The organism is Phormidesmis sp. 146-12, assembly GCF_052939495.1.
Genome location: NZ_JBJPHS010000015.1, coordinates 83,863 through 95,787 on the forward strand (window position 1 = coordinate 83,863; position 11,925 = coordinate 95,787).

Annotated in this window: 11 protein-coding genes; 3 read left to right on the forward strand and 8 right to left on the reverse strand. The window is 49.8% G+C overall.

Annotated features, from left to right (window positions below):
• The first annotated feature begins 98 nt into the window (after positions 1 to 98).
• Positions 99 to 1,337 carry an S-layer homology domain-containing protein gene (locus ACKFKF_RS09455; protein ID WP_446867494.1) on the forward strand — a complete coding sequence of 413 codons (1,239 nt, stop codon included), beginning with the start codon at positions 99 to 101 and terminating at the stop codon, positions 1,335 to 1,337.
• Between the two features lie 427 nt (positions 1,338 to 1,764).
• Here ACKFKF_RS09455 and ACKFKF_RS09460 read toward each other — a convergent pair whose 3' ends face one another.
• Complete coding sequence (locus ACKFKF_RS09460) at positions 1,765 to 3,072, reverse strand: GAF domain-containing sensor histidine kinase (protein ID WP_446867495.1); 1,308 nt, start codon at positions 3,070 to 3,072, stop codon at positions 1,765 to 1,767.
• A 452-nt stretch (positions 3,073 to 3,524) separates the two neighbouring features.
• On the opposite strand from ACKFKF_RS09460, the gene ACKFKF_RS09465 reads away from it, so the two are divergent.
• A complete protein-coding gene (locus tag ACKFKF_RS09465; RefSeq protein WP_446856346.1) occupies positions 3,525 to 3,842 on the forward strand; it encodes a DUF3155 domain-containing protein in 318 nt (105 codons plus the stop codon).
• 435 nt (positions 3,843 to 4,277) lie between these two features.
• Here ACKFKF_RS09465 and ACKFKF_RS09470 read toward each other — a convergent pair whose 3' ends face one another.
• From ACKFKF_RS09470 to ACKFKF_RS09500, 7 genes are all read right to left on the reverse strand, one after another.
• Entirely contained in the window at positions 4,278 to 5,045 is a 768-nt protein-coding gene (locus tag ACKFKF_RS09470) for a M48 family metallopeptidase (protein WP_446856345.1), read from the reverse strand.
• A gap of 94 nt (positions 5,046 to 5,139) precedes the next feature.
• On the reverse strand, positions 5,140 to 5,922 hold the full coding sequence (gene phnE / locus ACKFKF_RS09475; RefSeq protein WP_446867496.1) for a phosphonate ABC transporter, permease protein PhnE: 783 nt from the start codon (positions 5,920 to 5,922) through the stop codon (positions 5,140 to 5,142).
• On the reverse strand, positions 5,919 to 6,683 hold the full coding sequence (locus tag ACKFKF_RS09480) for a phosphonate ABC transporter ATP-binding protein (protein WP_446867497.1): 765 nt from the start codon (positions 6,681 to 6,683) through the stop codon (positions 5,919 to 5,921). Before ACKFKF_RS09480 ends, phnE begins: the two co-directional genes overlap by 4 nt.
• A 39-nt stretch (positions 6,684 to 6,722) precedes the next feature.
• Positions 6,723 to 7,691: a phosphate/phosphite/phosphonate ABC transporter substrate-binding protein gene (locus tag ACKFKF_RS09485; protein WP_446856342.1), complete on the reverse strand. Its 969-nt coding sequence runs from the start codon at positions 7,689 to 7,691 to the stop codon at positions 6,723 to 6,725.
• 180 nt (positions 7,692 to 7,871) lie between these two features.
• Positions 7,872 to 9,227 carry a replicative DNA helicase gene (dnaB, locus tag ACKFKF_RS09490; protein ID WP_446867498.1) on the reverse strand — a complete coding sequence of 452 codons (1,356 nt, stop codon included), beginning with the start codon at positions 9,225 to 9,227 and terminating at the stop codon, positions 7,872 to 7,874.
• A 186-nt stretch (positions 9,228 to 9,413) separates the two neighbouring features.
• Positions 9,414 to 9,872 (reverse strand): 50S ribosomal protein L9, encoded by a 459-nt coding sequence (gene rplI, locus ACKFKF_RS09495; RefSeq protein WP_446867499.1) that lies wholly within the window; start codon positions 9,870 to 9,872, stop codon positions 9,414 to 9,416.
• Between the two features lie 107 nt (positions 9,873 to 9,979).
• Positions 9,980 to 10,822: a metal-dependent hydrolase gene (locus ACKFKF_RS09500; protein WP_446867500.1), complete on the reverse strand. Its 843-nt coding sequence runs from the start codon at positions 10,820 to 10,822 to the stop codon at positions 9,980 to 9,982.
• A 152-nt stretch (positions 10,823 to 10,974) separates the two neighbouring features.
• On the opposite strand from ACKFKF_RS09500, the gene ACKFKF_RS09505 reads away from it, so the two are divergent.
• Positions 10,975 to 11,808: a metallophosphoesterase gene (locus ACKFKF_RS09505; protein WP_446867501.1), complete on the forward strand. Its 834-nt coding sequence runs from the start codon at positions 10,975 to 10,977 to the stop codon at positions 11,806 to 11,808.
• Positions 11,809 to 11,925 lie beyond the last annotated feature (117 nt).

Here is an 11,925-nt window from a genome sequence, read left to right on the forward strand (position 1 = left end):
ACTAAACTCTTTCTGAAGAAGGATGTTGGAACTTCCTAACCAATTCAGTGTCTACTTATATACAGCAAAACAATCGTGAATTTTTGGGAACGCCTACTATGTCAAGTGCATTTAAATCTGGAACGGCTCTGTTACTTACGCTAGGAATTGGCGCGGGAGCAATGGCTCCGATCGTCGTTTCTGCCCCTGCTTTTGCCCAAACTACGTTCTCAGATGTCTCTTCAAACTACTGGGCCAGTAGCTTTATTCAAGAACTCGCATCGCGGGATGTGATTAAAGGATTTCCCGACAGAACTTTTCGCCCTAACGACCCCGTGACTCGTGCCCAATTTGCGGCGATGATCAGCAAAGCATTCAATGCTCAAACCACCAGAAGTACCGTTAATTTTGTAGACGTTCCGAGTAATTATTGGGGCTTTCAGGCAATTCAAACAGCGTATACAACTGGGTTTTTGGCAGGCTATCCAGGGAATGTTTTCCGCCCCAATGAAAATATTCCTCGTGCTCAAGTTCTGGTTTCTCTTGCCAACGGTCTGACTTATGCCAGCACGACCCCTGCCGAGACGACGCTGCAACTATTCACTGATGCCACTGACATTCCTGGATATGCTCGTGGTAGTATCGCCGCTGCTACCGAACGTCGCATTGTCGTCAACTATCCCGATGTACAGTTGCTTAACCCCAATCGGGCGGCCACTCGTGCCGAAGTTGCAGCCTTTATCTACCAAGCGTTGGTCAGCACAGGGCAAGTTGCAGGCGTTCAGTCTCCTTACATTGTCGGTCAAGCGCCGACACCTCAGCCTCAAGCGGTTCGCATTCCCGCGGGTACCGCGATTCCCCTGCGCTACGACAAGGCAGACAAGATTTTGTTAGCCAAAAATGAACCCAATCCCACCCCGATCACGCTGACTGTTGCCCAAAACATTGTTACCTCTGATGGAACGGTGTTGATTCCTTCGGGTAGTCAAGTGACAGGTCAACTGGTCGTTGCTCAAGGCGGAGCGCAGTTTAGAGCCAGCGACTTGACGTTAGCTAATGGTCAAAAAATTGCGATCGATGCCACCTCTGATGCCATCACCCAGACCGAAACCGTTCGTAAAGGCGCAAACACAGGCACCATTCTTAAAGATGCAGCCCTGGGATCTGCGGCCGCTGCGGGAATTTCGGCGGTCACGGGCGATCGCAACATTAAGGCAACCGAAGTGCTGATTGGCACAGGGGCAGGGGCTTTGGCGGGGTTGATCTTTGGCGGCGATCGCATTGAGCTAATCTCAATCCGTCCCAACACTGACCTGAGCCTAAAACTCAATTCTGAACTGGTACTGCCTCGTCCCTAGAGTTTTGAGTTGGACTAAGGATTGTGAATTTAAAACCGACCCTTGCGTAGGCTGTGTTGAGTCACGCGAGACGCGTCGATTGCAACCGTTAGGTGCGTTTCTCTATCGCTCAACACACCCTACAAAATTCGGTATTATTCAATTCTCATTCCTGATCTGATACAGCAGTCCTAAGCATGTGGGAATCTCGAAGAGAGCAGAGCGAAAATCTTCAATTCGCGCTAATTTAACGTGAATTCGATGAAATCTTTCGCTGTGGTTGTCAATCCAGGCAGTCCCCTAAATCCCCCACGAGTGAGGGACTTTGAACCCAAAATCTTGTCTGAAAGTCCCCCAAAATTGGGGGTTGGGGGGCAAAAGCGCGGAACAACGCAGCAAAAAAACTTCATCGAATTCGCGCTAATTTAACGGCTCTCAAGACAAGGGGTTAGAAGAAACCTTCAATTTTCTCCCTTCGGAGCCAAACTACAAAGGTCGTTCCTTTACTCACTGGCGGTTGGTCTGAGTTTTCAGAAATCCAGCCGTCCGTTTTTATGGGGCTAAACACTTCGATTTCTCCCTGCATCTGTTCGACGAGACGACGCGCGATCGCCAGCCCTAACCCGGTTCCTGGAATATTGGTTTCAGCCTGCACGCCTCGATAGTGTCGCTCAAACAGTCGAGGCAAATCTTGAGATGGAATGCCGCATCCAGTGTCACTGACTCGAATCGCCACCCGATCGCCCCCATCGACTCGAATATGAACTTGCTCTCCGGCGGGCGTGTACTTTAAAGCATTGTCGATCAGATTGCTCAACACTTCTCGCAGCGCCCCAGAATTAGCCACCACCAGCGGCAAAACCTCTGGAATCGCGGTACGAATCGTCAGTTTTTTCTCTTGAGCCATCGCCCTTGCCGACACCAACAACGGTTGCAAGATCTCAGCGATCGCACAGAGTTCTAAAGTCAGACTTGAAGCACTCAACACCCCGGCTGGGAGTAGTGGAATTGCGGATTTGGCGGGGTCAGTGAAATCAGGCTCATTCGGCGAAATCAAATCCACTTCGCCTAACTCGATCGCTTGATCAAACTGCAACAACAACTCCTGAAGGCGATCGCTTTCTCGCACAATGCTAGTTGCCACTTCTCGGTTAGCATCCTCCGCCTGCAAGCGTCTTAATAATAATTTACCAAACGTTCGTAGGGCGGTCAGCGGATTGCGAAACTGATGCAGCAGATTGTCCAAAACGTCATGCTGTTGAGTTTGCGAAAGGCGCTGCTGACGGTGAGTGTGATCCAGCCATTGGGCCCGTTGATCCATGATGCAAGCCAGTGCTAACGTATCAGCGATTTTCTCAATCTGGCTGCGTTCCCAATTTGTCCAGGGGCGATCGTCCCGCTCAGTGACCAACAGCCCCAACACCATCCCCTCATGCACCAACGGTAAAACAACCTGACGCTGCTCCGCCAGAGAATTGGCAGGGGATAGAACTTCTTGAGTGACGGCATCGGGCAGCGCGACTGAGGCGTTTTTGGCAGGCAACTGAGGCATATCTGCCGGAGGCAAGGCCAACTGACCCGACTTTTCGAGAGGACTGGAGAATTCAGGGTAGGCAGCGATTGCAATTAGCGTCGTCTCTGCTCCTTCGACCAATTCCTCTGTCAGATAAACCACACTCAGCGAGGCTCCCAAGGTCTGACTCAACAGGGAAATTTGCGATCGACAAAGTGCCACAAATTCAGAACTGGTGGGCATTAACATGCTGCCAAAGGGCCTCTTCGAGAGTGCAACCAAAAAATTGCCATTGACTTTAGGTATTTGTAACCAGTAATTTAGAGAGATACGGCTGAACTTCCCGCTTCGACTTTCAGACGGTGGACTTCAGACCTCTAGACGATTGCCCCGCTAGATTGGTTGGTTGAGACCGCCCCGGCGACTGCTGGGTGAACAACCAGACTTTCATAGTCTCAAGTCAACTGTCCAGAGTCCTTAGAAAGCCTTTACGCACTGTTACAGTTCCTTGAGTCTTAGGTTAGCAAGTGCAATGCTGGATCATCCACTTTGTGTCCCAACTCTCAATACTAAAACCTTAAGAAATTGTAAAGTTGCGTTAAGAGAAGTTGAATTCTGGAATCACAGCCGATATACTTGCGACGGCTTTTGTAACGATCATTACAACTTGACAGTTAGGAAAGGAGGTAAGGGGTTTGGCAAGGAGACGTAAGCGGAAGAGTCGTCGGCGTCAAGAAGGGCGCAGAATTTTGGAGAACGTGCCTCAGTACAGCATTGAGTGTGGTGAAGACAAGCCCGTCACTGCTGCCCGGAAGTTTATTCACTCTGAGGGCATTCTTCCCCCGGCGCTATTGCTAGTCAAGAGAAATGAGCATACCACCGATCGGTATTTCTGGGCAGAGAAGGGGCTTTTTGGCGCGCAATATGTCGAAGAAAACCATTTCCTATTCCCCAGTCTGAAGCCTTCGGACGAAGAGTCGGAACCTGTAGTAGCCTCTGTTCGCAATCAATAGCCTGGACTGGTCACGTCCCACAATCATCGTCTGTCGAGACTGTATCTGTAGATGAGCTGGTTGTGGGGCTACCAAAGGGCAAAGCAAGGTTGAGTGAACGCGAGATAGTTAAGCGATCGGGCGATTCAGTCAGCAGGCTTTATATCTTTCAGCAGGCTTTATATCTTCATGATTTGAAGTTTGTTGTCAAAAGTCACTCCACGCAAAAATTATTTCGTTGACCAGGCTTAATCAGTCTGGAGCTATGTCAAATTCCCCATTCAAGTTGAGAAACCTGGGTGGGGTTTTTCCATATCTTGATAAGTTTTTTACTTTTCTACCTCAGATCGCCCTAGAGGAATGTGAATCTGATGTGGATTTCGTTCTAAAAGTCCCCATTGCCAGATTGAGGGCAGATTGTAAAACTAAGAAGTTTAGTCGAATGGTGAAGATAGGTTACTCGCGGTTTGCGATCATCGATGGCTCTAACCAACCGGGAACATAATGGCTACATTTGCGAAGTTCACGATCGAGCGCTTCATAATTGGCTTCTTTTGCCAGCACCAGATCCCAAAACTGGACAGAATGATTGAGATGAATCGTGTGGCAAAGTTCGTGAATCAAGACGTAGCGCACCAGATGAGGCGGCAAAAACAGCAGCTTGTAGTTGAGGCTAATATTTTTTTGATAAGAACAGCTTGCCCACAGCGTCTTCTGACCTCTTACCGACGCTTTGTTAAACGGAAGCTGTAATTCTTGGCTGACTGACCACAGCCACGGCACTAATCGCTGATAAGCCTTGTGGGAGAGCCACTGCTGTAAGAGCGACTTACAAGCCTCCTCGTTTTGGGTGCAGCCTTTGAGAATGAGGCGCGACTTGCTTTTTTCTGTCAGCGTAATTCGAGAAGCGCTGGTCGGAACGTAGTCTACTTGCCAGAGTTGAGCGGTTGCCCTGAGATTTAACTCATCTGGCAGCGCATGAGAAACTTCTAGCGCCAATTGTTGCCGCTGTTCTTCGAGTCGTCCGATCGTTTTCTCGATCCAACTCTGTTTGTGCTGCAAGATTTCAGGAATACGGCTCTGGTCAAATCCTTTAGGGATAATCACTTCTAGACCACCCTGAACTGACATTCTCAGGCTGACGTGTTTTGCCTTCAGGCTTTCCCGGATTTTGTAGTCAGGTAGCGCCGTAAGCTGACCAGGGATCAGTTTAGACTCAACCATGTGTATTCATATTGGCTGTGCTTAGTCAGTAGAATATCTTAGCGCCGAATGACGGTGAGCTACATTCAATCTTAATTCAATCTCTATCGTTAGATTACAGCGAATCTAAGCGCCGGCGCAACTGACTACTGATCATATCAATTACGGTGACGACGATCAGTAAAACAATCATCATGGTCGTAGCTTTATTGTACTCAAAGCCCCGAATATAGTTCACCAATTCAAAGCCAATTCCCCCGGCTCCGACGACTCCCAAAACCGAGGCAGAGCGAATATTGTACTCAAACATATAAAGGGTGTAGCCCAATCCGAGCGGTAGCACCTGGGGAAATATCCCATACTGAGCGATTTGCATCCACGAAGCCCCACTGACTTGCAGCGATTCGATCGATCTGGGGTCAACGGCTTCGATCGCTTCTTGATAAAATTTTGCCAGGTAGCCGATTGTATAAATTCCCAGTGCCAAAGTTCCTGCGGGTGCGCCCAATCCAGTTGCGGAGACGAAGAACAACCCCAGAACAATGGAGGGCACCGATCGCACTGCATTTTGAATCAAATTGGCAAGCCAGCGAATCCAGCCAGGTGTCAAGTTGTGAGCAGACAGCAGCGCGATCGGCATGGAAAGCACGGCACCGATCGTCGTTCCCCACAGGGACATCTGAATGGTTTCAATCAAAGCCTTGATAGCGACATCGGTGACTGCCCAATCGGGGGGCAATAGTCGAGAGACAAAATCGATCGTGTAAGGTATGCTCTCGTTGAGCATTTCCAGGTTGAGTTTGAGTCCCCGAAGCGCCCAACCATAGACAAACACCAGCCCGACTATGATCAGCAGCCCCTTTAACCAGGGTTTGAACCGAGACGCAGAAAGTTTCATGGGTTGCCTAGAGAAAGATGATCAGGCAAGTTTTCGCAAGCGCCATCATAAACCACACGCCCCGCATTCAGCACGATCGCTCGTTGGGCGTAATGGGCGGCGATCGTCAAGTCATGCAAAACCGAAACAATGGTCATTCCTTGCTGATGCAGGTCAGAAAAAATATCCATCACTTGCTTGGCTGCCAACACGTCTAATCCTGTAATTGGCTCGTCTACCAGAAGAATCTTGGGCGACTGGATCAACACACGGGCGATCGCGACTCGTTGGCGTTGTCCTCCGCTAAGTTGGCTGGTTTTTTGGTCAATCTGAGCGTCTAATCCCAATTCTTGTAGAAGCTGAAGGGCACGCAGGCGATCGCTCCGTCGAAACCCCGTCAGAGTTTGCCAGGTCGATCGCTGCCCCAGACAGCCACATAAAACGTTTTCTAGCGCAGTCAGTTGAGGCACCAAGCCGCCCCCCTGAAACAAAATGCTCACGTCTCGACGCTGCCGCAGCGCTTTAGATTTAACCGCCACCCCGTTGATGTGAATGTTGCCTTTTTGAACGGGCACCAACCCCACTAGTGATCGCAGCAGCGTCGATTTGCCTGCCCCATTTAGCCCCAGCACCGTGACAAACTCGCCTGATCGAATCACACAGTTGACCCCATCCAGCGCCGGACGCTTCAACGCTGCCAGAAACGGAGAATGCAGGTTTGAGCAAGCGATCGCCGCAGAGGTTGAAGGTTGAATATTTTGAGCTACCTGATTTCTGTTCATTTCATCCCTCGTCCCTCTCGCGCGGCGAACCCCTCATTCCTACGGCTCAATTCCGGCTCGCTGCAACGCATCTCTCATGGGTGCCAGATGACGATTATGGTCAACCCGCACCAGTTGGGTAGAATTGTACAGCCCAGACAGCAAGCCGTTGTTAGCAGGCTGATTGAGTTTTTGCAGTGCAGTAATCAGTCTTTCACGCATCGGTGCAGGAACGCGATCGTCGATCGAGACACCGTGAGCAGGAACTCCTGAAATTGCATGGAACACTCTCAAGCGTTTTCCTTCTTCTGCGGTGACGTACGGAGGCTTGAGCGTATACTCCGAAACGGCAGCAACATCAGCTTGCCCTCTCAAAACAGCCTGCAAAGCGGCACTGTAGTTGCCACCGTAGCTGACTTGCCCAAAAAAGTTGCTCAGGCGATCGCGGTTAGGTACGAGTCCCTGTTTGACAAGCTCACCTACTGGAACGATAAAACCAGATCCTGATGTGGGAGAGGTAAACGCAATCTTTCGACCTCTAAGCTGCTCTAGATTTTGTTTGTTATTGCCTTTGCTTCTCAGCGCACTGTCATTGCGTACGACAAAGATGGAGCGGTAGGTGTAGCGTCCAGAATAGTCAGGACGAACTTCGGCAAGGTAAAGTCTCGCATTGGCTAACTGCTGGGCTTTCATTGCAGGACGGCTACTCAAAAATGCCACTTCAGCTCGATTTGAGCGTAAAGCCTCTACTGCGGCAGTATCGTCGGCTACGATCGCCTCAACTGGCATCTTCAACTCGTTGGAGAGAAATTGAGCGACAGCGTTGGCTTTGCGCTGTAGGTCAGTTGCGCCTGCCCGACTCGGAAACACAATTCTCAAACGATTTGGGCTGTTTTGAGCAATGAGAGTCTGCAACGGAGCGGCTACTTTTGTAACCGTCTGAGAGACCGTGCTGCTAGCGACTGTAAGACCAGATAACCCAAGTAATACAGCACTTGCGCCAAATATCAACTTTTTGCTCAAAGCCATGACAAATTCCTACGGTGAATGAATGGTGTCTTTTATCGCTGCAAATCTTTAGCGATGAGGTTAGGAAAATCGTACGGCTTCTTGGGAATCAAAGTCAACGGAATTGCTGAGATTTGTTCTCATTTACATGGGTAGACGAAACTCTATGGTTGGCGATCGTGTTCTAGATGTTCGCTTTGATTACGTCAGATTGGGCGAGGCAAGATTGCGAAACTCTGTAAATTGTGGTTCAAACAAGAGTTTGACGCATCCGGTTGGCCCGTTGCGGTGTTTGACAATATTGACTTCGGCGATGCCGCGATCGGGCGAGTCTGGATTGTAATAATCGTCGCGGTACAACATCATGATCAGATCGGCATCTTGCTCGATCGACCCACTTTCACGCAGGTCAGACATCATCGGACGCTTATCGGCCCTGGCCTCGACGCTGCGGCTCAACTGAGATAAAGCAATGATCGGAACGTTTAATTCTCGCGCCAGGGCTTTGAGCGATCGCGTAATCCGTGCGAGTTCCTGGACTCGGTTTTCGCTGCCGCTGCCTTCCATTAATTGCAGGTAGTCGATGAGAATCAGGCCTAATACGCCGCCCTGTTCTGCCTGGAGTCGTCGCGATCGCGATCGCATTTCATTTAAACTAATGTTGGGCGTGTCGTCTACAAAGACTTGAATTTCAGAGAGACGACTGATTGCGTGACCCAGGGGTTCCCATTCTTTGTGGCTGATGCGGCCCGATCGCAGTCGATTAGACTCAATCCGAGACTCTTTAGAGAGCAAGCGCTGAATAATCTGTTCCTTAGACATTTCCAGGCTAAAGATCGCCACAGGCAGCTTGTGCTGAATTGCAATATTGCTGGCTAGACCAAGCGAGAAGGCAGTTTTTCCCATTGACGGTCTACCCGCCACGATCACCAAGTCCGATCGCTGAAACCCCTGAGTCATTGCGTCCAGATCATAAAATCCGCAGGCAAGTCCGGGAACAGCCATGCCAATCGATCGCTGCTCAATTTCTGAGAATGTTTTGGTGAGAATGTCTGCGGTCGAGACGAGTCCCTGGTTTGGGCGAACCTGCGTAATGCTGAAGACCTTTTGCTCTGCGTCATCAAGGACGTTTTCCAGGTCTTTAGCGGTTTCGTGACCCAATTGAGAAATTTGTTGCCCGACTCCGATCAGTTTGCGGCGCAGATATTTGTCTACCACCAACTGAGCGTAGCGATCGATATTCACAGCGCTGACGGTACGATCGACCAGTTCTACTAGCTTGCTTTGTCCACCAACTTTCTCTAACAAGCCGTGATCCTGTAGCCAGGTCGCCATACTCATCAGATCGGTCGGACTTCCCTGGTTTTGTAACGTCAGGGCGGCTCGATAAAGCTCTTGATGGGCGCTGAGATAAAAAGCTTCGGGACGCAGAATATCGAGAACTCGGCTAATGGCTTCTGGGTCAAGCAAAATGCCTCCCAAAATCGCCTCTTCTGCATCAATGTTTTGAGGAGGAATGCGATCGTGAAACGGTTGGAAGTTAAGTTCTTGAACCATGATCGGCTGTAAGGAGGATAGGGCAAATCCGAGGGGTGAGCCACCGCCGCATCGCTCCACTCGACCCTCTCACTATATAGCTTGCTGGTATCTTAGCAGAAAATAGTAAGTTTGTATTAGTTTTGAGTTTTGAGCGCTGACTGCTTGACGACCCCAAAACCCAAAACTTCAAACGCAAATGCCAAACTACTGAGCGACGACTTGAATCGTAATCGTTGCCGAGACTTCGGGGTGTAGCTTGATTTCGGCCTTGTACTCGCCCAAACTGTGAACTTCGGGAAGGGTAATGCCACGACGATCGATCTCTTGACCTGTCGCTGCTTTGAGCGCATCCGCCACATCCTGGTTGGTAACCGTTCCAAAGATGGCTTCTTTTTCGCCTGCTTGTTTAGCGATCGAGATTGCACCCACTTTTTCGAGAGCCGCTTTTTGAGTGATCGCGACTTCTTTAAGTTCGGCGAGGCGTTGACGTTCGATTTCTCTGCGTCGCTCCACCTGCTTGAGAATGCCACGAGTCACATTGACCGCTTTCCCCTGGGGGATCAAATAATTTCTCGCATAGCCGGGAGCGACTTCGACGAGATCGCCCGATCGTCCCAACTTGCTCACATCCTCACTGAGGACTAACTGAATACGCTTCGCCATAATCTTCCCTAATTGTCAACTGTGCCGCACAAACGATCCATTGTACCGTAACAAGCGTGATGAACTCTCGATTTGAGTTGAGAATCGAAACTTCAGCAATCTATGCCTCACACCTTCAACGTTTCTCCAACCTTCATTAGTCTTAACTGACTCTTAGCTCCGTTTTGTTTGAGCGCTTGAGAGAAAGCTTCAGGCGTGCCAGGTAGGTTAAAGATTCCGTAGTGCATGGGGATCACCGTCGTCGGATTGACCAACTTGACCGCTTCGGCAGCCCGTTTGGGGCCCATTGTAAACTTGTCACCAATGCAGGCCAGCATCACGCTCACTTTGCGAAACTGCGGAACCAAACTCATGTCTTGAAACAGGTCAGTGTCGCCTGTGTGATAGATGACGGCTCCATTTTTGATGCTGATCAAGAAGCCACCCGGATTGCATGCATATTGAGCAGGACTGCCATCCGACGCAACTGTAGAACTGTGAATCGCTGGAATGAAAGCAATTTTCACCTCATCGTTGAGTAAAGATAGCTCACCGCCAAAATTTCCCTGGGTTTCCAGTCCTACCAGATTTTTGGGATAGCTGCCAAAATTGACCAATGCCTGACCCAAATCGAACGTGCTGACCAGTTTGGCTTGAGTTTTTTGAGCGATCGCCGCTGCGTCTCCGACGTGATCAAAATGTCCGTGCGTCACCAAAATCAGATCAGCGCGATCGAGCTTCGCCAAATCATTTTTACCATTGGAATTACCCGGATTTGTCAACCAGGGATCAACCAAAAGCACCTTCCCTGAAGGCGTTGTGATCTTGAAGGCAGACTGTCCGTACCAAAGTAGCTGAGTCCCCGTTGGCTGGGCATGACTTGGCAAACGATTCAGGGCGATCGCGCCCATAACCAGAATCAAGCTGATGATCGCCACTCCCAATTTCAAAGTCCGTGTCAAACGTTTCATGTTTCGATCCCTGTCGCACGTAAATAACGAGTAGAAACACTTTACAGAAGAATCCAGCAAACCCCTACACACTCTTCATCCTTCATCCCTTTTCCCTCATCTCTTCCCCTAGTCTGCTTTGTTAAGCTGGATTTACCATGAGTGGACGATGTATGCACAGAATTCTGACAGGAGCTTTGAAAGTCGATCGCTTAACCATTCCGATCACTGGACTTTCTCCGCAGTTAGAAGGAACGACGATCGTGCAATTGTCCGACCTACACTACGACGGCATAAGGCTGTCAGATGATTTGTTAGCTCAGGCGATCGACGCAACCAATCAAGCAGAACCCGATCTAATCGTCCTCACTGGGGATTTTGTCACAGATGATCCGGCTCCGATTCATACATTAGTGCGACACCTCAAACATTTAGAAAGTCGCGCTGGCATCTATGCCGTCTTGGGCAACCATGATTTGTACTATCGAAAAGGGAAAGCCACGATCGTCGAGGCCCTGACCAGTGTAGGAATTCAAGTGTTGTGGAATCAGGTCGTGTATCCGCTTGGAGAAGAACTGGCGATCGTGGGACTGCCTGATTTGTGGTCGCCTGACTTCAAAACTTCCAAAGTTCTCGATCAGGTGCCTCAGTCGGTTCCCCGCATCGTTTTGGCACACAATCCCGATAGTGCTACTCCGCTGCAACAGTGGCGAGTCGATTTACAACTGTCTGGGCACACCCACGGCGGTCAGATCGTCTTTCCTGGAGTTGGCAATGTGTCAGCGATCGCCGCCAAACTGTATCGCCGTCTGCCTAAAAAAACGAGAAATCGGATTCCTGTGCTGCGATCGTGCCATCGGGTTGTCAAAAATTGGGACTGGTCAAAAGGGCAATATCAAGTCGGGGACAGTATTCTCTACATCAATCGCGGCTTAGGCACCTATTTCCCAGGGCGATTGTTTTGTCCGCCAGAGGTGACGGTGATTCGCCTAGAAAGGAAGGGATGAGAGACAGGTCTATTTCTTTAATTGCAGATTCCTTAGCTTGAGGACTGCCCCGATGTCTAAAAAAACGTCAGTTCGATGAGAGTGACTCGCTTCGTTTCAATCGGCTTCAGCCCCCTA

Excerpts from the sequence above, each read along its gene's own strand:
- ACKFKF_RS09455 (WP_446867494.1), top strand. The coding sequence starts at position 99 with ATGTCAAGTGCATTTAAATCTGGAACGGCTCTGTTACTTACGCTAGGA.
- ACKFKF_RS09460 (WP_446867495.1), bottom strand. The coding sequence starts at position 3,072 with ATGCCCACCAGTTCTGAATTTGTGGCACTTTGTCGATCGCAAATTTCC.
- ACKFKF_RS09470 (WP_446856345.1), bottom strand. The coding sequence starts at position 5,045 with ATGGTTGAGTCTAAACTGATCCCTGGTCAGCTTACGGCGCTACCTGAC.
- phnE (WP_446867496.1), bottom strand. The coding sequence starts at position 5,922 with ATGAAACTTTCTGCGTCTCGGTTCAAACCCTGGTTAAAGGGGCTGCTG.
- ACKFKF_RS09480 (WP_446867497.1), bottom strand. The coding sequence starts at position 6,683 with ATGAACAGAAATCAGGTAGCTCAAAATATTCAACCTTCAACCTCTGCG.
- ACKFKF_RS09485 (WP_446856342.1), bottom strand. The coding sequence starts at position 7,691 with ATGGCTTTGAGCAAAAAGTTGATATTTGGCGCAAGTGCTGTATTACTT.
- dnaB (WP_446867498.1), bottom strand. The coding sequence starts at position 9,227 with ATGGTTCAAGAACTTAACTTCCAACCGTTTCACGATCGCATTCCTCCT.
- rplI (WP_446867499.1), bottom strand. The coding sequence starts at position 9,872 with ATGGCGAAGCGTATTCAGTTAGTCCTCAGTGAGGATGTGAGCAAGTTG.
- ACKFKF_RS09500 (WP_446867500.1), bottom strand. The coding sequence starts at position 10,822 with ATGAAACGTTTGACACGGACTTTGAAATTGGGAGTGGCGATCATCAGC.
- ACKFKF_RS09505 (WP_446867501.1), top strand. The coding sequence starts at position 10,975 with ATGCACAGAATTCTGACAGGAGCTTTGAAAGTCGATCGCTTAACCATT.